This is a genomic window from Chryseobacterium sp. UF-290, from assembly GCF_058245615.1.
In genome coordinates, this window is record NZ_JBSICB010000018.1 from 40,565 (window position 1) to 61,588 (window position 21,024).

General features: G+C 36.5%; 20 protein-coding genes. 6 read left to right on the forward strand and 14 right to left on the reverse strand.

Annotated elements, in window-relative coordinates; translation table 11 throughout:
- Window positions 1-23: 23 nt before the first annotated feature.
- Complete coding sequence (locus AC4IF5_RS17520) at window positions 24-1,199, reverse strand: cation:proton antiporter domain-containing protein (RefSeq protein ID WP_490736770.1); 1,176 nt, start codon at window positions 1,197-1,199, stop codon at window positions 24-26.
- Between the two features lie 102 nt (window positions 1,200-1,301).
- Entirely contained in the window at window positions 1,302-1,757 is a 456-nt protein-coding gene (locus AC4IF5_RS17525; protein ID WP_490736772.1) for an Hsp20/alpha crystallin family protein, read from the reverse strand.
- Window positions 1,758-2,063: 306 nt separating this feature from the next.
- Between AC4IF5_RS17525 and AC4IF5_RS17530 the strand changes: the two genes are divergently transcribed.
- Together AC4IF5_RS17530 and AC4IF5_RS17535 are read left to right on the forward strand one after the other, a co-directional pair.
- A complete protein-coding gene (locus AC4IF5_RS17530) occupies window positions 2,064-2,591 on the forward strand; it encodes a pyridoxamine 5'-phosphate oxidase family protein (protein ID WP_490736774.1) in 528 nt (175 codons plus the stop codon).
- 199 nt (window positions 2,592-2,790) lie between these two features.
- Entirely contained in the window at window positions 2,791-3,405 is a 615-nt protein-coding gene (locus tag AC4IF5_RS17535; RefSeq protein WP_490736776.1) for a 4'-phosphopantetheinyl transferase superfamily protein, read from the forward strand.
- Here AC4IF5_RS17535 and AC4IF5_RS17540 read toward each other — a convergent pair.
- Window positions 3,386-5,650 carry an FUSC family membrane protein gene (locus AC4IF5_RS17540; protein ID WP_490736778.1) on the reverse strand — a complete coding sequence of 755 codons (2,265 nt, stop codon included), beginning with the start codon at window positions 5,648-5,650 and terminating at the stop codon, window positions 3,386-3,388. The genes AC4IF5_RS17535 and AC4IF5_RS17540 overlap by 20 nt on opposite strands.
- A 262-nt stretch (window positions 5,651-5,912) precedes the next feature.
- Here AC4IF5_RS17540 and blaCHM point away from each other — a divergent pair, with 262 nt between their 5' ends.
- Window positions 5,913-6,674: a CHM family subclass B1 metallo-beta-lactamase gene (blaCHM, locus tag AC4IF5_RS17545; RefSeq protein WP_490736780.1), complete on the forward strand. Its 762-nt coding sequence runs from the start codon at window positions 5,913-5,915 to the stop codon at window positions 6,672-6,674.
- A gap of 180 nt (window positions 6,675-6,854) precedes the next feature.
- Here the strand turns inward: blaCHM and porV are convergent, their stop codons facing one another.
- On the reverse strand, window positions 6,855-8,018 hold the full coding sequence (porV, locus tag AC4IF5_RS17550) for a type IX secretion system outer membrane channel protein PorV (RefSeq protein ID WP_490736782.1): 1,164 nt from the start codon (window positions 8,016-8,018) through the stop codon (window positions 6,855-6,857).
- 60 nt (window positions 8,019-8,078) lie between these two features.
- The gene (gene porU / locus AC4IF5_RS17555; RefSeq protein WP_490736784.1) at window positions 8,079-11,975 is read right to left on the reverse strand and encodes a type IX secretion system sortase PorU; all 3,897 of its coding nucleotides are present in this window, start codon (window positions 11,973-11,975) and stop codon (window positions 8,079-8,081) included.
- 164 nt (window positions 11,976-12,139) lie between these two features.
- Here porU and gldJ point away from each other — a divergent pair, with 164 nt between their 5' ends.
- Window positions 12,140-13,741 carry a gliding motility lipoprotein GldJ gene (gene gldJ / locus AC4IF5_RS17560; RefSeq protein WP_490736786.1) on the forward strand — a complete coding sequence of 534 codons (1,602 nt, stop codon included), beginning with the start codon at window positions 12,140-12,142 and terminating at the stop codon, window positions 13,739-13,741.
- Between the two features lie 65 nt (window positions 13,742-13,806).
- The gene (locus tag AC4IF5_RS17565; protein WP_490736788.1) at window positions 13,807-15,078 is read left to right on the forward strand and encodes a UDP-N-acetylmuramoyl-tripeptide--D-alanyl-D-alanine ligase; all 1,272 of its coding nucleotides are present in this window, start codon (window positions 13,807-13,809) and stop codon (window positions 15,076-15,078) included.
- 151 nt (window positions 15,079-15,229) lie between these two features.
- Here the strand turns inward: AC4IF5_RS17565 and AC4IF5_RS17570 are convergent, their stop codons facing one another.
- Window positions 15,230-15,838 (reverse strand): NUDIX hydrolase, encoded by a 609-nt coding sequence (locus tag AC4IF5_RS17570; protein ID WP_490736790.1) that lies wholly within the window; start codon window positions 15,836-15,838, stop codon window positions 15,230-15,232.
- Between the two features lie 36 nt (window positions 15,839-15,874).
- Here AC4IF5_RS17570 and AC4IF5_RS17575 point away from each other — a divergent pair, with 36 nt between their 5' ends.
- Window positions 15,875-16,264: an SRPBCC family protein gene (locus AC4IF5_RS17575; protein ID WP_490736792.1), complete on the forward strand. Its 390-nt coding sequence runs from the start codon at window positions 15,875-15,877 to the stop codon at window positions 16,262-16,264.
- 218 nt (window positions 16,265-16,482) lie between these two features.
- Here the strand turns inward: AC4IF5_RS17575 and AC4IF5_RS17580 are convergent, their stop codons facing one another.
- The 8 genes from AC4IF5_RS17580 to AC4IF5_RS17615 all read right to left on the reverse strand — a co-directional run bounded on the left by AC4IF5_RS17580 (window position 16,483) and on the right by AC4IF5_RS17615 (window position 20,991).
- Entirely contained in the window at window positions 16,483-16,803 is a 321-nt protein-coding gene (locus AC4IF5_RS17580; RefSeq protein ID WP_490736794.1) for a hypothetical protein, read from the reverse strand.
- 157 nt (window positions 16,804-16,960) lie between these two features.
- The gene (locus AC4IF5_RS17585; protein WP_490736795.1) at window positions 16,961-17,371 is read right to left on the reverse strand and encodes a hypothetical protein; all 411 of its coding nucleotides are present in this window, start codon (window positions 17,369-17,371) and stop codon (window positions 16,961-16,963) included.
- Window positions 17,372-17,719: 348 nt separating this feature from the next.
- A complete protein-coding gene (locus AC4IF5_RS17590; protein WP_490736797.1) occupies window positions 17,720-18,106 on the reverse strand; it encodes a hypothetical protein in 387 nt (128 codons plus the stop codon).
- The gene (locus AC4IF5_RS17595) at window positions 18,106-19,086 is read right to left on the reverse strand and encodes an RHS repeat-associated core domain-containing protein (RefSeq protein ID WP_490736861.1); all 981 of its coding nucleotides are present in this window, start codon (window positions 19,084-19,086) and stop codon (window positions 18,106-18,108) included. The genes AC4IF5_RS17590 and AC4IF5_RS17595 overlap by 1 nt, the downstream gene beginning before the upstream one ends.
- Before the next feature lie 62 nt (window positions 19,087-19,148).
- On the reverse strand, window positions 19,149-19,565 hold the full coding sequence (locus tag AC4IF5_RS17600) for a hypothetical protein (RefSeq protein WP_490736799.1): 417 nt from the start codon (window positions 19,563-19,565) through the stop codon (window positions 19,149-19,151).
- Window positions 19,558-20,280 (reverse strand): hypothetical protein, encoded by a 723-nt coding sequence (locus AC4IF5_RS17605; RefSeq protein WP_490736801.1) that lies wholly within the window; start codon window positions 20,278-20,280, stop codon window positions 19,558-19,560. The genes AC4IF5_RS17600 and AC4IF5_RS17605 overlap by 8 nt, the downstream gene beginning before the upstream one ends.
- 152 nt (window positions 20,281-20,432) lie before the next feature.
- Window positions 20,433-20,630 (reverse strand): toprim domain-containing protein, encoded by a 198-nt coding sequence (locus tag AC4IF5_RS17610; protein ID WP_490736863.1) that lies wholly within the window; start codon window positions 20,628-20,630, stop codon window positions 20,433-20,435.
- Window positions 20,614-20,991, reverse strand: a complete 378-nt coding sequence (locus tag AC4IF5_RS17615; protein WP_490736803.1) for a helix-turn-helix domain-containing protein — start codon at window positions 20,989-20,991, stop codon at window positions 20,614-20,616. Before AC4IF5_RS17615 ends, AC4IF5_RS17610 begins: the two co-directional genes overlap by 17 nt.
- Between the last annotated feature and the right edge of the window lie 33 nt (window positions 20,992-21,024).

Sequence of the window (21,024 nt, forward strand, 5' to 3'; positions counted from 1 at the left end):
TATATCAGGCTTCTGTTTTTATTTCAAATTTTAATCTTATTCTGTACCGTTTTTTTCTCTATCAGGTTTTTGAGTACTGAAATCCATATCGTGGAAAGTAAAATAGATAAGCAGGTGATTCCAAGTCCGGCTTTGTATAAGCTGTATTCGATAATTCCGGCTTTATAGGCTATCGATAATGCCATAATTCCGAACTCTCCTGTTTGAGATAATAATGCTCCTCCGTACCAGCTCTCCTTCCAATCATACTTCAGCAAACGGAAAATAACGGCAGACATTACGCTGTTGCTTAACAGAACGAAAAATGTTCCTATAAGAATTATCTGAAAATTTGAGAACAGATAAGTAATGTCAAGACGTAGCCCTATTGATACAAAAAATAGTGTAACAAAGAACACTTTGAAAGGAATCAACGAATGTTCAAGCCAGGTAAAAAGTTTTACTCTTCCTACAATGATACCGGCAATGAAACTTCCGAGTGCGCTGCTTAATCCTCCTATTTCAGCAAATAATCCGAACCCAAGACAGATGAATAATCCAAAAAATACCTGCAGGTCATGATCTTTTTCAATAGACTGGAATACCCCGGGCACCTTGATTTCCTGTGTATTTCTTATCCTTTTAAGAATAAAAAAGATGGCAAAGCATACGATGATAGGAAATAGAATGTTGATTAGCTTAAAATCTTCTTTATTCCAGGCTTTTAGCACTGTTAATACGGGAGCAAAGAGCAGATCCTGAAAAATAAGGATATTCAGGATGGTCATTCCGAAGGCTGTCTTTAAAGTCTTATGCTTACTCAAAACCTCACTGACGACCGCAGTACTGTTGAATATAAAAAGGACAGCAATAAGAATCATACTGTTCAAAGAAAGTCCGATAATATTCCCTATCAAAGCTGCACATACAAAGCTCAGTATGATTTTTATGCTTTGAGCTATGACCGGTTTTATCAGCAGGCTCCGGTTATCAGGAACATTGATTTCCATGCCGAGAAAAAACATCAGTAATAGAATTCCTATTTCTCCAATTGCTTCTATTGCCTCAGGATTTGTGAATACGCCTGAAATATGGGGTCCAAGAACTATTCCCGCTATAATGTAGGCAATCATGTAAGGCTGATTCAGCTTTTTCAGGAGAAACATCATTCCCAATGTAGTAAGACACAGTATGCATATTGACCAAAGTAATTCATTCATAGTAATTCTGTTTGGAAAGTTTGATGATGAATTAATGCTTACTCAGTAATACAAAAATTGGTTTTCCAATGAGGAAAACCAATTTGTAAAGAAAAATGATGATTATTTGATCTCAATCAGGCGGGGAGCTTGTTTTTTAGCTTCATCCGTTTTGGGAATCGTAAGTTTCAGAACGCCATTTTCGTATCTCGCTTCAATGTTTTCCTCATCAACAACATTTTTGGCAAGCTCAAAACTGCGCCGGAATGCCTGATAGCTGAATTCTCTGCGGGTGTAATTGGTATCACTCTCTTCTTTCTGATTTTTCTTGGAAGAGGAAATCGTTAGAAGATTACCTTCAAGAGTAATCTGGAAATCTTGTTTTTCCATACCCGGTGCTGCCACTTCCACTTCAAAATTGTCCGGGTTTTCTTTGATGTTTACCGATGGGATAGTGGTAAGTGTTGAAGAAAAATTGTTATTGCCCCAATTAAAAAGTTCGCGGCTGAAAAAGTCATCGAACAGCGTACGTGAATTGGCAGGGAGCAAACTGCCATTGTTTCTTTTTACGATTGACATAACAAACGATTTTTAAAGGTTAAACAATAAAATTTTAATGATCTCAATGTGTCTGATCACAAAAAATATACCAGTTACAAATTGGAAAAATTGTCACTTTCCGGACTGAAAAAATGTCAGAAATAAAAAGGCTATGTGACAGCATATCATGTCATTGGAATAAACAAAATCCTCTTTTTCCGTACTTAAATGAGGGAAATTCCCCTTTCCGCCTTATCTTTGCTTAAATCTCTGTTCTTTAATAACTTTTGAAGTGTAAACAGGATTTTTACTCTGAATAATTATTTATCTTATAAATTTTATATTATGGATCATACAAATACACAGGAGGCCCAGAAGAAAGCAAAACCGGTTGCCCCTAAAGTAAAGGAACTGATAGAAAATACCAAAAGTGTAATCCTGGCTACGGTTGATGCCGAAGGGAACCCCAATTCCAGCTATGCACCCTTTGTTCAGGTGGGTAACACATTCTATATTCTGGTATCTTTTATGGCAAAGCATACCAAAAACCTTTCAGAAGGAAGAAAAACTTCTGTGATGTTCATAGAAGACGAGTCTGCCACCAAGCAGATCTATGCCCGTGAAAGACTGACACTGGAAGCGACCACTTCTCAGATTGATAGGGATTTCGAAGTGTGGAACCAGGTGGTTGCACAGCTGAAAGAAACTCATGGAAAGGTAGTAGATATTATTTCCGAAATGGGAGATTTTATCCTGATTGCCTTACAACCAGTAAAAGGTTCTTATGTAAACGGATTTGGAAGCGCTTATTTTGTAGATGAGAAATTAGAAATCATTGAGCATAGAAATGATGTGAATCATCAGTCTAAATAAGAAAGGAAGCTGGAAGAGGGAAGAGGGAGGTTATACATGTTAAGAGAAGAATTTGTTTGCCTTTAAATGGATTTTCTAAATAAGTTTATATTTACTTTTATTGACAAATATAAACTTCCATCCTCCAGCTCCCATCTTCCAACTTTCCCTTATTTTCTCTTTCCGCTTCTTTTTACTATTTTTGCCCAATACAAAAAGAATGCCCCTTTACCGAGATTTTTCAGATGATAATGCTACAATCCTTGTTTGGAAATATGATGAAAGTGAAGAACTTGATATCAATCAATTACTGGAACCTGAAAATGCTGAAAAAGTAAAGGATTATCACCCCAAAAAGCTTCTGGAAGTACTCATGGTGCGTAAGCTGTTGAAAAGCTTAAAGCCTCACTCCAAGATTTTATATAAAGAAAGAGAACCTTTTCTTTCTCCTCAGGATGCAGAAATTTCCATTACCCATTCTTTTCCCTTCGCGGCAATTGCCATTTCCAAAAATAAAATAGGAATTGACATTGAAAAGTTTAATCCTAAGATCTTAAGGGTTATTGATAAGTTCACCTATGAAAATGAACGGGGGTTCATTCCGGAAGATAAAGCGGACACTTTCTATACGATTATCTGGAGTGTAAAGGAAAGTATGTACAAAATTCACCATTCAAAATACTGGTCATTAAAGAAGAACTACGAAGTGAAACCGTTCAGGCTGAAACATTTGCATAAAATAAGCTGCAGGGTTTATGACGAACAGTTTTCGGATGAATTCAAAGCAAGGGTAGAGTTTTTTGATGACTACTGCTTTACGATTGTGGAGGAGTAGCGTGCTTTTCGCTTCTGTATTTTTCAATCACTTTTCTCTGTTCCTTCGCAACATCATAGATCAGCTCCAGAATGTCCTGAATATTCTTCAGCTCTGTCAGATGTGAAATTTTATCAGGATCTCTTCTGTCTACGATCTCATTTTCCTCTATCTCTGTTTTTCTTTTCAGAAGCATATCTTCAATAGAGGAATCCTCAGGTTCGAGGCGGCTTTCCATTTTCAGGGTTTCATTGACGTCGTTGCCATTCAGAAGGGTAGAGGTCTGCTGCATTTCCGCTTCAATTTTTCTGCTCCAGCTCTCAGCGTCGATTTCAGGGTATTGCTCTTTGCTTTTGGAGTACTGGGAAAGAGAAGCGGTATAAGCTGTGATCAGGTGCGATGTCGCTACAAACTGGTGCACCACTTCCAGTTTTTTCTGCTGGTTTTTAGGATCAGAGATCATTCGCTGGAAATTATCAGAGAGGTTGGCCAGTGAAATGATCGCATTTTTTCGTTTTACTTTATACTCTTCAATGTCAAAATTCCCCTGTAAGAATTTGGAGATCACACTCTGGAAATAGATGAGATTATCCGCTGCGGATTTCTTCATCAGATCCAGATTCTGTGTATGTTCCCAAACAGGCAATACAATATAAGAAACGGCGAAAGCTATGATCCCGGCAATAGCTGTATCCAGAACCCTGTCTTTAAAAATAATATTTACTTTTCCGGGATTCAGGAAATTGAAGCTCAGGAAAACATAGATCGTCATAAATAATACTGCCCAGAAATACCGCCCTTTCAAAAAGCTGAAGCACATGATCATACTGATCAGCAGGATCGCAAGCAGAACACTGTTGATATGCACGAAATGCAGGATGATATATGCAATGGTCGCTCCTGTAACAGTTCCATAGAGACGAAGCAGGTTTCGCTGCTTGGTGATGGAGTAGGCCGGTTTTAAGATAGCCGTGATGGTAATTAATATCCAGTAAGTATGCCCCAGTCCCAGAAAATCAAACATAGAGAAAAGATATCCAAGCAACAACGCTGTGGTAATTCTTATGGCATGACGGAAATGAGAGGATGATAATGAAATATTGTTCCTTAAAACTTTGGAATTAAGTTTCGGCTCATTCGGCATAAACTTTTTCAGGTCTAATCCGGTAGATAAACTTTTTGCAAGCTTTACGTCCTGTGAAAAGACTTTATAGATCTCGTTGATCTCTTTGGTAATTTCATTGATACGCATCAGGATCTGACGCAGGACCATGAAATTTTCCAGACTTTCAGAAGACAGCTGTCTGTTTCTAAGTTCGAAATAATTATAGTTGAGATTCTTTAATTCAAGCTCAAGGTTAAACATCGGTTTTGCTCTCGTACCGCTTTGGAGCGCGATTCCGATATTGGTGATCTCTTCAGCCAAAAGATTGAGATAGTCATGGATGTTCACCAGGATCATGCTGTCTTCGAAACTCTGCTGCAGCTTCTGATAGTCACTCTCAGAGGTCATCAGCTTCTCATGGAGGTCCATGGAGTTCAGGAACATCAGCATCAGCAAACGGCTGGTCGTTGTCGATTCGTTGACAATGGTCCTTGTTTTAAAAACAGTTTCTCTGGTGTCTTCCTGAAGATTCTTTATTTCAATCTGTTTGGCGATAACCTGTGTGGTAAGCTTGTTAAAATCAGGATTTTTCTGATAATAGTTAGCTTTGATCTTTAAAAATTCAGCGAGCTGAAGATAGTTTTCTCCGATCATCTGCCCCGCCAGCTTATAAGGACGGATCGTGGTTACCACAAGGAAGATCAGTAAAAACCAGATACTTCCGCAGGTAAAGATAAGCAGGCTTTTTAAAATATTGCTTCCGGTGAGATGGCCGTCAATAAAAATGGCAAGTACAACGAGTGATAATGAACCTACAGCAGCCAATCTTTGTCCGTACACTCCGATCAGGGAGAAAAACATACCAAATATGATGATCTCAAGAAGCACCAGGATCTTAAAATTCATAACAAGACTGGCAATGAGCGCTACGAAGACAAAACAGCATATAGCAAAGGCCAACGCATTTCTTCTTCGGATAAAAGGCCCGGGCTGATCGGTGAGCGCTACAAAGCTGGTTCCGAGAGGAAAGAGGAAATATTCTTTCAGAATTCCAAAGTGCGCGAGGACTAAACAGGGCAGAACAGTAGCTAATGTAATCCTGATCGCAGAATATACATATTGGCTGGTGACAAATTTTTTGAGTTCCGCTGAATAGTTCATACTGCAAAAATAGCTATTGGATTTAAAAAAATCGCCATAAAAAAGAGACTTTTGTAAACTTAAATGTTATATTTTTTTAATAATAATTTTTTGTAATTGTCAATGGAGAATTTTTGCTTCGACAGGTGAACGGTGAATGTCTGGGATCATAAATTCACAGACATAGCGGATAGATCATTTACTCTTGACTTTTAACATTATCTCTGAAAGATATTACTTTGTAAATTCTTAATTTAACCTACTTAAAAAAATAGGTAAACACATGAAAGGCACAATTAAAGACATATTCATTATTTTATTTTCTTTCACCATTTTAGGGTGTAATTCCCAGAATAAAAGTATTTTTCAGGCAAAAGAAATATACAGGTCAGATGGTTTGATCATTACCCAAATTTCAGAAAATGCTTTTATTCATACCTCCTTCAAATCAACCAATGATTTTGGAAATGTTCCCTGTAATGGATTGATCGTAAAACATAATAATGAAACCATTGTGTTTGATACCCCTACCAATGACAAAGGCTCTGAAGAGCTAATCAAATGGATTGGTGAAAAGCTGCATTCAAAAATTAATGCCGTTATTCCGACCCACTTTCATGATGATAGTCTGGGAGGATTGCAGGCATTTCATCATAAGAATATTCCCTCTTATTCATATTCCAAGACTATTGAGCTGGCCAGGGAGAATAATTTTACAGTTCCGGAAAACAGCTTTAATGACTTTATTGTTTTAAAAGTGGGTGATAAAGAAACGATCACAAAATTCTTTGGAGAAGGCCATACAAAAGACAATTCTGTAAGTTATTTCCCAAGTGAGCATATCTTGTTTGGGGGATGCCTGCTGAAGGAACTTGAGGCAAGTAAAGGATATCTGGGTGATGCAAATGTTTCAGCCTGGTCAAATACGGTTGAAAAAGTTAAAAATGAATATCCGGATGTGAAAATTGTAGTTCCCGGACATGGAGACTATGGGGATAAGAGACTGCTTGATTATACGATTCAGCTATTCAGAGACTCAAAATAATTTATTTTTAGAAATGCCAATGGTGAATTACCGGCGTATAAAAAATGACAACCGCAGCGGATTGGCGATTGATCTTTAAGAATGCAAATGGGGATTAAGGATATTTCTCATTCATTTTTTGAATACAAAAGCCTCATCAATGCGATGAGGCTTTTATATGATTATAATTATCTTCTGTTTTTATCGATCGTTGTTGGATGTTTCTTCTCCGATGTTCCAGGTAAGACCGAAACGAAGGGTGTTATCCAGAGCACTGTTGATCTTGGACATATTGATCAGGTAAGAAAGATCCAGACCGAAAGAACGGTATCTCAAACCTACACCTGCTGTTGCAAATTGTCTTGCTCCCTGCTCTTCACTTTCATGGAAGTAACCTCCTCTTACAGAAAAAGCATTGTCATATGAATATTCCAAAGCACCACTATACATGATACTGTTCTTATTTTTGAAAGATTTTCCGATACCAGCCATTGGACCTACATTCGGGATTTCATATCTTGGTTGTCTTGTATTCGGGTCTATTCCCACATATTCAGATCCCGGAACCAAAAGTTTTGAACCTTCTACAGAAATTCCGACTCTATTAAGATCATCCAGATACATATCATAGCCAACCCCTAATCTTGCCATCGTAGGAAGATAAGACCTTGATTCTTCATTTCCTGTATAATCCAGTTTCGGACCTAAGTTCTGAATGGCTAAACCGGCATTAATCTTACCGTCATATCCACCGATACTTGAGAATCTCGGAGAGTTATAGTATCCTGAAACGTCTACCGCAAAACTGTTTGCGGCTTTAAGCGTAGTATCAGTATTAAATCCTCCGGCTAAGTCTGAACGGATAAATCTACCGGTAACGGCACCAGAGAACGAATCAGAAAGTTTCAAAGCGTAGGCAACGTCAATAGAGAATTCGTTTGGTTTTGATGTACCCATTGAAGCAATTTCTGTACCTACCAGCTGAGTCAGGTCTACCTGTCCCATGTTGAAATAATAGATACTTGCAGAGATTGTAGATCTTTCTTCCTGTCCCAAGAACTTATGGAAAGAAGCATATAATAAGAATACATCATTGGTAAGTTTTCCCATATAAGGTGTATAGTTAAGACCTATGGAAGAACTTGTTCTGCTAAAAGGATATTTTGCCGCATTCCAGAACTGTGAAAATGCATCCGGAGAGGTGACTACCCCTTGGTCTCCCATACCTCCGGCCCTTGCGTCTGGCGCAATTCTTAGAAAAGGAGCTCCGGTAAGTACTGGGTTTACTTTACTTAAATCTTGCGAATAGCCTAAAAAACCAGCACTCAAACCAAATCCTAAAAGCAGTTTAGTAGTTAAATTCATATGTTGTCTTTTATATATTATCAGTTTTTTATTAATTTTATTATCTATGTATTTGTTAATTTATTTCAAAAGTACCATTTTTTCTACAGCTGTAGCACTTCCTTTGCATTTTTCTTGATTTTGACTTTTTGCAAATATCTTAAAAATATACGTACCTTTTGCAACTGTAGCCCCAAAATCATCTCTTCCGTCCCATTCTATTGCCTGACGAGGGGTTCTGAAGCCCTGCAGGAACGGTTCTGCGACTACCGGCTGAGATAAAGTTCTTACCAATCTTCCTGTAATGGTATAAATCTGTACGTTCACATCCAGAATATCATCACAGTTGTGTTCAAACTGGATATACGTCTTATTGGTAAAAGGATTCGGCCAGTTCAGCGGACGGTTAATGATCAGGTGCTGGTCAGATTCATCCTTAACTTCAAAGTTTAACGTGGCAGTTGTCGAATTATTGTTTATATCCCAAACTTTAAATGTCAATTGATGTTGTCCGATCGAAAGATTTTTGAAAGGATAGGTTACGTTTCCTTTCTGGTAGTCAGCAAGACTCGGATTCAGACATCCGTTTCCTTCTCCCGGAGCATAGAAATCATTCAGAATAACCGTATTGATGATCTGCCCGTCTAAGTATACCGTAATATCGTGGCCTATTCCTGATCCTGTAGAATTGATTCCTGTATCGTCTGTCAGACAGGCAAGAAGCATAGGATTCTGATTGGTAATTCCACCATCCGCAAAGTTGGTGTTGTTCATATACAGTTTTACTTTTGGAGGTTCGTTATCATTGATCCCGTTTGGATTGATGTCACCTACCTGTACCGCCTGATTGTTGAAAACATCAGTTGATTTATTGTCCGCGTAAGCCAATATTCTTCCTTCTCCCACGGCATAGTTAATGTCCTTAGGAACATAGAATTCTGCCGTGAATACTCCGTTTACTGCTGTTCCTGCGGCTTTTACGATAGCACTTCCTTCTTCTGTATACTCTAATATTGGCGTTAAAACACCGATATTATTCAATGTTTTTTTATTCAGCCTCTTATCAAAGATATTGATGGCCACCTTTCCATTAAATGTATTGTTCAGGGTACCGTCAGGCTTATTGATATGTCCTTTTATCTTTACAAAATCAAGTCCTCTGATCAATCCCGGAACAGGGGTTTCAATATTATCAATAGTCAGTAATCTTTGAGGTCTGCTTAATTTCATGGCAGGATCACCCAGGAAATTTACCTTGAGGTGATTGTTGTTAGGGCCTTTCTGTTTTTTTGCAATTAAATGGGCATACCCCAGGGTATTAAAGTCATCATTGGTTAACTTAAATATATTTTGGGTATATGTATTGGTAAAATCACGTCCATAATCTACACCGATGGCACGGCTGGAGGTAATCATTGCCGAAACCCCTCCCTGTTTTAGTTTGATGAACTGTTCTCCTACAGAATTGGTTCCCGGTTCATCCCATAATGTAAATTCGCAGGTGATGGTAGATACAAACGGAAATCTGCTGTATACATTAGAAAAGTTGTTGGCATTCTGAACCTCTGTACTGGTTAATATCCTTTCCTGTGCCCAGCCGTTGATTCCTCCATGACCAAAATAGAACAGGTATAAGCTGTTTCCTATGGCGTTGGAAATTGCCTGAGTCACCTGCGGGAATCTTAATCCTGCTGAGGTACTTTGAGCAGGGAACGCATCCATATATAATTTTTTGACATTATATTCTTTAAGCTCCTGCTGGCCCGGTTGCTCAAATATGCTGGCTAAGGAAGCGTTCATAACATTATGGAAGGGGCTTCCTCCTTCATTATTGTCATCCACTACGAAATCAAGCCGCATACGCCATTCCCCAAAAGGACTTGATTGTCCCGGCAGGGAATTGTAATAAGCCAGTGTTTTGCTGATCATATTTCCGGCTTCCGTTACGTTGGCTGCCGGAATTCTTCCTACAGGCACATCCGGTAAGTTATTCTCAATTAAAAGAGAAGTCTGCGGTTGGGTCATTACAATATAGTCATCTGTCACGAATGAAGATACCACATCAGCAGACTGTTCACTCTGGTAGCTGCTGACCACATTCGAGTTGTTGGGAATTCTGTTTTTGTAATCAAATGAAGTGTCTCCAAGAATGAATACATACTTTAGCCTTCCTCCTGCATTGAGCATGGTAACAAAATCCCTTACGGCAGTAAGGTCTTTGCTTCCGCTTCCAAATTCTTCGTACACTTTATTGACGTCTACGATCTCTACCTTATAATTATTTGCTGTCTGGTGGTAATTGGCAAGTCTTTGTGCCTGTCCCATCATTTCAGGTATAGTAAGGATGAGGTAATCCACATTCTGTAAAGCAGAAAGATTCTGATTGGCAATTCTTCCTACAAATTGAGGACTGAAAGCCGCATCCGCACGAAATGCTACAAATTCGTTGTTGAAATTAGGATCTGATGCCGTATAGGCGAAGCTGAAAGAGCCTGCCCCCGCTTTATTGACCCTCCTGTTAGCATTTGTAATATCTGTAACATCCCAAACCTGCTCAAGGTTGCCGGCATTGGTAATGCTGAAACCGTAATCGTTATTGCTTCCACTTGCAATGGAATAATCTCTGAAGTTCATCTGTGAACCGTTGAACGCGAGATTTTCTTTGTATTGTACTTCAATATAATCGAAGTAGAAGGTCCCGTTAGGGTTTTTAGAAATATCAGGATTATAATTGACTGTAATCTGATTTCCTGTAAGATTGGAAATCGTTCCTGTATATTGTATAGGATAGAAGTTATACTGAACTCCTCCTGAGTCGGCAGGAATATCTTTTGAATACGGAGCCTGGTTATTGAGCTTAAAGTTGATGCTATTCTGCTGTGATTTGTAAGCGATTACCTGTGTTCTGTAGCGTATTACATCATTAGCCTGAATAGGGGAGCTGGTAGTGAATGTTATATTCTTTTCATTGTTGAAAGGAATTTCTTCCACCCATGTTCTTCCTACTTTGATAAGGTTTTTTTCATCTTTATTCACCACCTGGTAATTGTCATATCTGGTGATCAGCTGGGCAGGCAGGGTTCCGTCAATGTTCTGAACTCTTTTTCCCGCACCTTTATCAAAGTTGATATAATAGTAGGAGAAGTCTTCGTAGATGTTCTTTACATTATTGCTTCTTTCAAAAAATCTGGTGTCTCTTCTTTTAAAGCCGTTTCCGTTATTCGGGTCGTAAAGATTATATCCGTCCGGTCCCTGAGCATAGAAAAGGGCATAATCGTTGTCATTCCATACCCCATCATCTTCACCCACTACCTGAATGGCGTTTTCCTGGAGGGAACTATATCTCGGATCCTGGTTGAATTCAGGAAGCATAATTCCTCCGTTCCCATAAATCCTGAAATTCTTAGGATTCACGGAAGAGGGATTGATCCCATTATCTCTTAAAAATTGTGCAGTGATCTTGAAGATCCCGGATTTATCAACCTTTATTTTGTAAAAGTTGCCACTGGACAGCGGATTGCCTATGGTTCCTATTTTATTGACCCCGCCTGTCATCTTTACAGGGAGAGCAGCTTCGGATACGTTGAATGAAGATAATCTCAGAACCCGGCCTTTTACATTTTTAAACAAAGCAACATTGATGCTGGCATAGGTTTCTCCTTCTAATGTATAATATGAAACGTCTGTTATATCATAATCAGGAAGACTGCCTCTATCCAGCTCAAATAATTCCTGATTGGAAACGCTTTCCCAGGTCAGGTCCGAAATTTTTAGCTGCTTTTCTCCGATTTTTTGCTTGGTTGTTATAAAAACATTATTTTGGCTGAAAGAAAAACCTTCATTTTTAAAAATTGGAAGATTAATTTTTGTTTCACCAAAGTCCTGAATTTTAGAACCATTCCATTCTATGGTGTTTCTTTGGGCGTAAAATGTTGATGCAAAAGCGATTAAAGATAAAAGCGTGATTTTTCGTTTCATGTTTACTATTGAAATTGCTAAATTACAAAATAAATGAAAATTTTAGAATTAAATTGTGATACAATAAAATTAATTTGTTATCGTTTTTCAAAAAAATCAAATCTTTATTTGATTTATTGAATAATTTATTTTTTCTTTGTACTTTGAAAATATTTATATCGACTATGAAAAAACTAAAGTTGTTTTCATTAATAGCATTAAGTTCTACACTTGCATTAACCAGCTGTGGCGGATCGGGGACCAACAAAGGTGGAGGTACCAAAAAGTTTGTCAGTAAAACAGGTTGGAAACCAAACGAAAAACAGGGTTGGTTTTTTGCAGGAAAGCAACAGAAGCAGAAGGGTTGGCCGGGAATGGTATATGTAGAAGGTGGAACTTTTACAATGGGATTAGTGAAAGATGATGTTATGCACGATTGGAATAACACACCTCGCAGGATGCAGGTAAGTTCATTCTTTATCGGAGAAACTGAGATTACTAACTATGAATACCGCGAATACCTTACATGGTTGAAGTATGTGTTCCCACCAAGTGACCCGAGTTTTAAGGAGATCTATAACGGTGCTTTACCGGATACCTTACTATGGGACAACAAATTAGCTAGAAACGATTATAATGAGACGTACCTACGTTCTCCGGAATTCGATTACTATCCGGTGGTAGGAGTTTCCTGGACTCAGGCAAACAGATACTGTGAATGGCTGACAGACAGAGCGAATGAAAAAGCTTTGATGCAGGCTGGTGTTATTGCTAAGGATTTGTACATCAATGAATCCAATAACCAGGGAGGTACTGCTTTCAACATGGATAAATTCAAATCGAATGATCCTGAAATGCAAGGGTACATCAACGAGAAAAGAATGCAGCAGAAATCTGGTATGAAAACTACCAACCAGAGGTTGCTAGCTGCAAACAGAGCTCCTAATGCTTCAATGGTACAGAAATTCAGACTTCCTACCGAAGTAGAATGGGAATATGCTGCTCTTGGTATGGCTAAGAACAGAGAATACAACCAATACCTTGGAAAAAAACCTGAAATCGAAAAATTAAGAGGTACCAAAGGAAGAGACAGAGGAATGTTCCTTGAAAACTTCAAAATGGGTAAAGGTGACTATTCAGGTATCGCAGGATGGAAGAATGACGGATCTGCACAAACTTCAGATGTAAGACAATACCCATCTAACGATTTAGGAATATATGGTATGTACGGTAACGTTGCAGAATGGACTGCTGATGTTTACAGACCTATCATTGATGAAGATTACAACGATTTCAATTACTATAGAGGTAATATGCCTCAGGCTATCGTAAGAAACGGTGACGGAACTTACAAAATGATAGACGAAGGTTCGATCAAGTATGATACTCTTGCTGACGGAAGATTAGTATACAAAGGTCTTCCCGGACAATTCGAAAGAGAAACGATTGCTGATTACAGAAACTACAGAGATGGTGACAGACAATCTTCTTTAGAATATTACAGAGCTTCAGATTCTGCTTCAGGATTCGATATGTATAATTCTCCTAAGAGAAGCTTCGTTGTAGATGCAAGCGGCAGAGTGAAAATGCAAAAAGATTCCAAAGATAGAACTTCCGGAATTTCTAACGATGTCAGAGTTGTAAAAGGTGGTTCTTGGCAGGATACAGCATATTGGCTGGATCCGGGACAAAGAAGATATAAAAATCAAAGCAGAGCTTATGGCTGGATTGGTTTCCGTGTTGCACAGGATGCCAGAACCAACGATAAGAGTAGAACTAGAAGATAATATTTATCAAAAAATACTTACAAAAAACCTTCCGGATTTCCGGAAGGTTTTTTTATTTTTGAAGCATGAATATAGAACAGTTTTATCCTTTATTTCTGCAGGCCAATAAAGTAACGATCGACAGCAGAAAGATTGCAGAAAATGATATTTTCTTTGCCTTTTCAGGTGATAATTTCAATGCAGCCACTTTAGCGGAAAAAGCTATTGATGATGGAGCCCTGGCTGTCATCGTTGAGCAGCAGGAATTTGAAAACAGAGATAAAAACATTTTCTATGTTCCGTCTACACTTGAGTTTTTACAGCAATTGGCCATTTATCACAGAAGCAGGCTTTCCATCCCTTTTATAGGACTTACCGGAAGTAACGGAAAGACTACCACGAAGGAACTGATCCATGCTGTCCTTTCGGAGAAGTTTAATGTACAGTATACGTCCGGAAATCTGAATAATCATATTGGGGTTCCGCTGACCATTCTCTCCATTAAACCCGAGCATGAAATGGCTGTTATAGAAATGGGAGCCAATCATCAGAAAGAAATAGAATTTCTGTGTACAATAGCACTGCCTGATTTCGGATATATCACCAATTTCGGGAAAGCGCATCTGGAAGGTTTTGGCGGTTTTGAAGGTGTGATCAAAGGGAAGTCTGAACTGTATGATTACCTTAAGAATAATCACAAGACTATTGTCGTTAATGAAAATGATCCTATACAGGTTGAGAAAACAGAAAGCTATTCACCTGTTATAACATTTGGGAAAGAAGGTTCCGCTTATAATTTTGAAGCGTTCTCTGAAGAACATTTTGTAGGATTAAGTTATGGAGGCATAAAAGCGGTTTCAAAACTGACAGGGGAGTATAATTTTACAAACCTTTGTGCTGCGGCGAGCCTGGGGCTTCATTTCGGGATCAGCTTTGAAAAGATAAAGCATGCCATTGAAGACTATACTCCTACGAATATGCGTTCACAGGTGGTAAAAAAAGAAAACAGAACTTTGGTGCTGGATACCTATAATGCCAATCCGAGTTCTATGACTGCTTCACTGCATAATTTTATCACTTTTGAAGGGAGTAAGACCATCATTATCGGTGACATGCTTGAACTGGGGATAGAAAGCGGGAAAGAGCATCAGACTATCTTGAAGCTGGCCCAGGATCTGGGATTCAATGAAATTATTACAGTGGGAAAACATTTTAAAGCAGTCAATCCGTCGAAACTTGCCTTTGAAAATACAGCGACCTTAATTGAATACCTGAAGCAAAATAAAATTCAATCTGACAATATATTACTGAAAGGCTCAAGAGGAGTGGCTTTGGAAAAAATAATAGACTTTATTTAGTCAATAAGCTGGAGGATAGGAGAGAGGCTATTGAAGGTGGAATATGAATAATAACAATTCTCTTTTGGTAATTTTCTTGTTAACGACCGCCAGAAGTTGATCTTTAGGGAGTAACTTCCAGCTTCATTCTTCTGGTTTCCAGCTTATATAATTATCTCTTCGAATCCCAAAATTCCTTCACGATCAACTTGATATTCTGGAATGTGCTTGGAAACACTTCATTTTCGATCTGAGTGATGCTTTTCCAGGCAACTTCAGTAATGCCTTCCTCTGTTTGAGGTTTTGAGGTATCTTCCCCGTTGAAGTTCATTTCAAACCAATGCGTGCATTTCAGAATCTTTTCTCCATTTCTTTCTACATAGATATGGTAGGTTGTATTGATGAACTTAACAAGCTCAACGTCTCTCAGGCCGGTTTCCTCTTCGATTTCCCGTACTGCAGATTCTTCCCTGGATTCTCCTTTTTCCATTTTTCCCTTCGGCAGGTCCCATTTGCCCAGCCTCCTGATGAAAAGGGTTTCTCCATTGGATTTGTTCACAAGTCCTCCCGCAGCTTCTATAATCCTGAAGAGCTTCTGAAACTCCTGCCAGATCTCATCAATATTCTCGCCGAAAACATTCAGCTCATTCACTGAAGTATTCTCTAAAAGATCCAATGCAATCTCTAAAGTCGTGAAACTTTCATACCCAAGCTTTTTTTCAAGTTCTTCAGGATGCTTAGATATCAATAATTTTTTTTCGTTCACAAAAACTTTATACATTTGTAAGAATTAAGAATTTAAATACAAAAATAAAAAATGAATTTAGAAGGACGAAAAATTATTGTCAATAAATCATCTAAAGAGCTAACGGAATTGCTGAAATCTCCTGAAAATTACAAAGATTTCATGCCGGATGGTCTTCAAAAGTTTGAAACAAGAGATAACGGGTTTAAATTCGGACTACAGGGAATGCCGGAAATCGCCTTGAAAATAGATGAGGTGGATGATCATAAAGCTGTTTTGAGATCTGCAAGTTCAAGTTTAGACTTTACATTAACAGCAACTCTAAACCCTATTAATGATAACCAAACTGAAGTTCAGATGTTGTTTGAAGGAAAATTCAATCCTTTCATCAAAATGATGGTAGAAAAGCCATTACAGAACTTTATCAATACGCTTACCGATAAAATCGAAGCTTATAAATAACAGAAACCTTCAGAAATGAAGGTTTTTTATTTAGTGAAGTGTGCCTAAATTGCTATTCCTTTGTTGGTATGGGGTTCTTATCTCATATGTGTCAATCAAAGAAATTATTCCTAAGTCTAAATTTCATTAGAAATATTTTTTAATTCTCCACCAAATTCTAACCCAAATGGATAATAGTGGTTTATGAAAGTCACCGAATTCGGTGACTTTAAAACTCTCTATTTTGAATTGTTTTTCTCTACTTCTCTAAATCCATTTTCCCACTTTTGGGTATCTGAATAATATATTTTAGATTCATCTATGGAAGATTCTGCTTGAACCCAGATCATATAATTTGATGAATCTATTTTTTTATAATATACTGGCCCTTCTTCGGTTTCTTGAACCCCTATAATATCCAAATTATTAGGGATTATATGTTTTACTTTTCTATAATTCTCAATCTTACTAATAATTTGATTAGCTTCTTTTATATTTTTTGAAGTACAGCTTAATATAAGTATACTGAATAATGCTATAAAAAATTTATAAGCTTTCATATTTTGAATTAATTTATTGAAATTGTTCCATTATTTTGCCTCTCAGATTTACTTTAATTTTTATTATCAAGAGCTGTATAGACATATTTCTTATCGATTCCAGGTCCTTTAAGAAAATCTAAACATTTAAAACTTACTACAAAAAATATCAATGACTTTAAAGCCAACCAATAATGTCCTCTTTTCCTTTGCCTATTGAGAGTAAATACTTTACTTTATTATTTTCGACTTTTACAAAAATTTTGTCTTTTATATTGTCATTTTCTAAAATATAGACACCTTTGGTTAATCCATCTAAATTTGGTTTTTCTCCTTTATAGTGGTCATAATCTATAATTGTAAATTCAGAATTATATTTCTTAAGATCTTTTAATACTTGAAGATATGCTTCTTTATATTCATTTGGTTTATCTTGATAATATGATTCATAAAATTTTTCAGCACTCTCATTGTTTAACTTTTTAAAAAAAGTTGCAAAAACAGGATTATTATATTGTTGTTTAGATTTTGAACAACTAAAGCAGAACAACAATATAACTATTAAACTACAAACTGATTTTTTTATCATTATCATTATTTTTATTTCTAGATGTGGTTGACTGACTTACCTTTACGAATATTTTATCTCGTAAATCCTCACCTAAATCACCCGGATTATGCCCTTTGAACCCCCATATGAACTCGTAGTTTTTGGTAACTTCAGCATTTCATTAAACTCTAACCCAAAAGGATAATAATTAGTAACTCTGTCTATACATAGATGTTCGGTCAGACCCTTTTATAGAAAGATACTTTTATGTTTCTAACCTAGTCTGTATAATTGTAAATATAAGATTTTCTAAATCCCAGTAATAAAAACCACTGCAATGGTTTTTATTGTTATCAGCTTAAACTGAGAATAGGGGTCTATTAATAACTATCTCTTTCCTGTTGTTAATTGCTCTAAATAATTTCTGAGGTTATCATCAACAAAATATTTTTTATTATTTATTTCTATAACTCCAATACCTGAACAAAAATCCAGTTTTTTAGAACCATCATAGACTGAACCATAAACCCTTGCATCTATATCCAAACTTCCTTTTATAGGTTTTAGTTGTAAAAAAATATTTGCTAATTTATTATTTTCTTCATCAGATAAGGTAATACTCTTTGTATTAGAAGATTTCTTTAAATTTTCACATTTTACTAATGTAATCGCTGTAGTATATAAATTAATATAATGGATTTCGGATCTCGATTTTTGACAATTTGAAAAAAGTGAAAAAATGAATATTAATAAAATATTGAATAAAGCTCTCATTACTTTTTCTTTTTTGGGGTTATTATAATTTCCGGTATTTCATTTAGCTTTCTAGTTGAAGTAACTCCTACTGTAGTAATTATAGGACCTTCATGGTCATTTCTAGTAACTTCACCTTTTTTAATCAATCCTAATTTCTTAGCTGTAGATTGCTCACTCCCCTGAATGACTCTCATCTCTTCAACATTATGATATTTATCTCCAGTAAGTTTCCTTACATTCAACATATGTTTATCAGAATCCTTAAAATAATCTTCGGCATGATCCATTTCATGATCTAATACTGCTGTAGGTGATAATCTTTTTCCATTCAGGGTTTGGATTCCTTTTATTGGATTCCATGTAATTTTATCTATATTATCAAAATTTGCCCCAACTTCATCCGTATAACCTATATTAGTTACGTATACTTTTTCTTTTCTTGTTTCTAAAGCTTTAAGATTTTCTCCTGCTCCATTGGCGATTAAATAGTTTGCTGCTTTGTGGAAAGCAATTAAGTATTTGTTATTTCCTGTATAATTGGCTCCATATTTATAATCATATGTATGTATTTTTCCATCAGAGGCCAAATAGCGGATAATAATATCATTTGGAGCACGGCCATCTGGATCTGTATAACGAATAGGATTATTAAACCCAAACGCATAAGGTGAGATAAAAGGCATCTTTTCAGCCAATGGATCAATCTGCCAAAAATGTGGAGCATCTGATGAATACATCCTTGCTCCAAAATCATAAGCACCAAGTTCGTCCTGTTCTTCTTTCCCGTTGAAACGGTATTTATACGCAGGATTTCCGATATTTCCGCCTGAACTATACCTTAGTCCAAACGGATAGTAATTATTTTTCTGAAGAACTTCTGCGCTACCATTATTTCCATGGTAATACCTTACCCTTATATTTCCAACCTGATCTGTATAATTGTAAATATAAGATTTTATAAAACTTATTAATAAAAACCACTGCAGTCTAAATTGCAGTGATTTTTATTAACTCAAAGTCATATAATTTACAGCAAAGGACTCTCTGTTATTAAGGATATTTATTTTTCAATGTTTAAATCTCCTTTTACCTTAATCAGCATTGATTTCTCCTTTTCTTTTCTATCATAAAGCCAGATGGTGTCTTTATTATACTTAGTAACCTTAATCTGTGAATTATAATTCATTAAAGTAAATATGGAATCATCAGCAACACCCCACTCCAACCTTTGGTCAATACCATCATCTGAAAATAGCCATCTTTTATTTTTAACTTTAGAATATGAATATTTAGTAAGCTTATTATTGTTAGAAAATTTGAAAGTAAAAGCATAAAACTCTGCTCTATCTCTAGGCCATTCATAATTCCAATAACCTATACTATCACTATATAAAATAACATGTTTTATTTTATCACTGGGGCTTGTACAACTTACTGTTATTGTAGCAGCAAGTAAATATTTAAAAAATTTAATCATTGGGATTTGTCATTTTTTCAACTGTTTGGAGATCATATTTTATAGCATCATTTTGAATAATTATTTGCATTGGATCGCCTTCATATCCTCCAATTGGATATATTTGAACACCTCCTGTATTATTCTTGTTGAAATCTTCTAGATAAGGGTTCATACCATCCCAAGAGATTTCATCTTTTTTGTAGGTATTCCATAACCTTTGAGCAAAACCATAAGCGACAGAATTCTGATTTCTTTCTGTTGAATTTTGATAGTCTGAAGTTTTAGATTGTCCCAGATAAACTTTTGCATGAGCTAAATATGTATATTTACCATTAATAGCTTCATTTTTATGTCCATTTTTTCCCGCTTCGTGATCTAAAGTGTTTTTTAAATCATATAAATTATCATAACCACCTTTTGCAAGTTGTTTAGCATTATAAAATACTGTCCCACTATTTCGGGATGTTATAGCACCTGTATTCTCACTTTTTATTTTAGTGCTTACTCCATAATATCCTGACAATCCTTTTTGAGTGGCATAATGGGCAATAATATTACTGACGGCCTTCCTTGTTCCTTGTTTACTATAATCCAATTGAGATAACTTGGCATTACCTTGATCTGTATGTACTATAATATTATTCGTTGTTTTGTTGTCTCTATACATAAATCGTTCATTTTTATTAAAATGATCATCAAGTGGTGCTCTACCATCAGGATCAATAAATCTCATCGGGTTATTAAACACATAATTATAAGGGCTATGTCTTGTCATCTTCTCTGTAAGAGGATCAATATTCAACTAATTCTACTCAACAATTTCCTCGCGCGAACGCTTCCTTTTTGAACGCTGCTCTGTTCTCGCTTTTTCAAAATTACTGATTTTCAGTTGAATAAAAAATTTCGTTTCTCTAATAATTCTAAAAATATTTCCTCATTATGCAATTGCAAAGTTTCATTAGCATCATTATTAGGAAGTTCTACGCTTGATATTTTAATGTTTGGGATTTCTTCCTGCAAAACTTTTCCGTATTTCTCAACTGCGGTTTTTCCTGCTTCATCATTATCAAAACAAAAGATTATTTCTTCTAATTTCTCCTAAATACTTGTCTATCCCCAGCTCCTTATAATCCGAAATCCACCTTTCCAGAGTCATAAAATGAATGGATAAATGATCCGCAACTTCCTGTAGAGTCCTGTATTTCTCTTCCTTGATAAGTAGCAATGCTGTTAAACGATGGGCTTTTTTATAACCCGACACCTTAGACTTACAGGCGGGCAAAGTGGACAGGCTCTCGATGATCTCAAAATTCCTTTTTCTTCCCATGACACTAAGATAACCTGAGTTCGGGATAAGGCACTTTACCTGAAAATAAGATTTGGAAGCTGGAAGCTGGAGGCTGGAAGTTATTGAGGTTTGAAAACAGCTGAAAATCAATTTCATTCATATTTTAAGAAGTACTTCATCAAATTTTAC

What these genes read in the sequence shown, in the direction of transcription:
- AC4IF5_RS17520 (WP_490736770.1), bottom strand. Translation starts at nt 1,199, where the DNA reads ATGAATGAATTACTTTGGTCAATATGCATACTGTGTCTTACTACATTG.
- AC4IF5_RS17525 (WP_490736772.1), bottom strand. Translation starts at nt 1,757, where the DNA reads ATGTCAATCGTAAAAAGAAACAATGGCAGTTTGCTCCCTGCCAATTCA.
- AC4IF5_RS17530 (WP_490736774.1), top strand. Translation starts at nt 2,064, where the DNA reads ATGGATCATACAAATACACAGGAGGCCCAGAAGAAAGCAAAACCGGTT.
- AC4IF5_RS17535 (WP_490736776.1), top strand. Translation starts at nt 2,791, where the DNA reads ATGCCCCTTTACCGAGATTTTTCAGATGATAATGCTACAATCCTTGTT.
- AC4IF5_RS17540 (WP_490736778.1), bottom strand. Translation starts at nt 5,650, where the DNA reads ATGAACTATTCAGCGGAACTCAAAAAATTTGTCACCAGCCAATATGTA.
- blaCHM (WP_490736780.1), top strand. Translation starts at nt 5,913, where the DNA reads ATGAAAGGCACAATTAAAGACATATTCATTATTTTATTTTCTTTCACC.
- porV (WP_490736782.1), bottom strand. Translation starts at nt 8,018, where the DNA reads ATGAATTTAACTACTAAACTGCTTTTAGGATTTGGTTTGAGTGCTGGT.
- porU (WP_490736784.1), bottom strand. Translation starts at nt 11,975, where the DNA reads ATGAAACGAAAAATCACGCTTTTATCTTTAATCGCTTTTGCATCAACA.
- gldJ (WP_490736786.1), top strand. Translation starts at nt 12,140, where the DNA reads ATGAAAAAACTAAAGTTGTTTTCATTAATAGCATTAAGTTCTACACTT.
- AC4IF5_RS17565 (WP_490736788.1), top strand. Translation starts at nt 13,807, where the DNA reads ATGAATATAGAACAGTTTTATCCTTTATTTCTGCAGGCCAATAAAGTA.
- AC4IF5_RS17570 (WP_490736790.1), bottom strand. Translation starts at nt 15,838, where the DNA reads ATGTATAAAGTTTTTGTGAACGAAAAAAAATTATTGATATCTAAGCAT.
- AC4IF5_RS17575 (WP_490736792.1), top strand. Translation starts at nt 15,875, where the DNA reads ATGAATTTAGAAGGACGAAAAATTATTGTCAATAAATCATCTAAAGAG.
- AC4IF5_RS17580 (WP_490736794.1), bottom strand. Translation starts at nt 16,803, where the DNA reads ATGAAAGCTTATAAATTTTTTATAGCATTATTCAGTATACTTATATTA.
- AC4IF5_RS17585 (WP_490736795.1), bottom strand. Translation starts at nt 17,371, where the DNA reads ATGATAAAAAAATCAGTTTGTAGTTTAATAGTTATATTGTTGTTCTGC.
- AC4IF5_RS17590 (WP_490736797.1), bottom strand. Translation starts at nt 18,106, where the DNA reads ATGAGAGCTTTATTCAATATTTTATTAATATTCATTTTTTCACTTTTT.
- AC4IF5_RS17600 (WP_490736799.1), bottom strand. Translation starts at nt 19,565, where the DNA reads ATGATTAAATTTTTTAAATATTTACTTGCTGCTACAATAACAGTAAGT.
- AC4IF5_RS17605 (WP_490736801.1), bottom strand. Translation starts at nt 20,280, where the DNA reads ATGAGATTTATTGATCCTGATGGTAGAGCACCACTTGATGATCATTTT.
- AC4IF5_RS17615 (WP_490736803.1), bottom strand. Translation starts at nt 20,991, where the DNA reads ATGAAATTGATTTTCAGCTGTTTTCAAACCTCAATAACTTCCAGCCTC.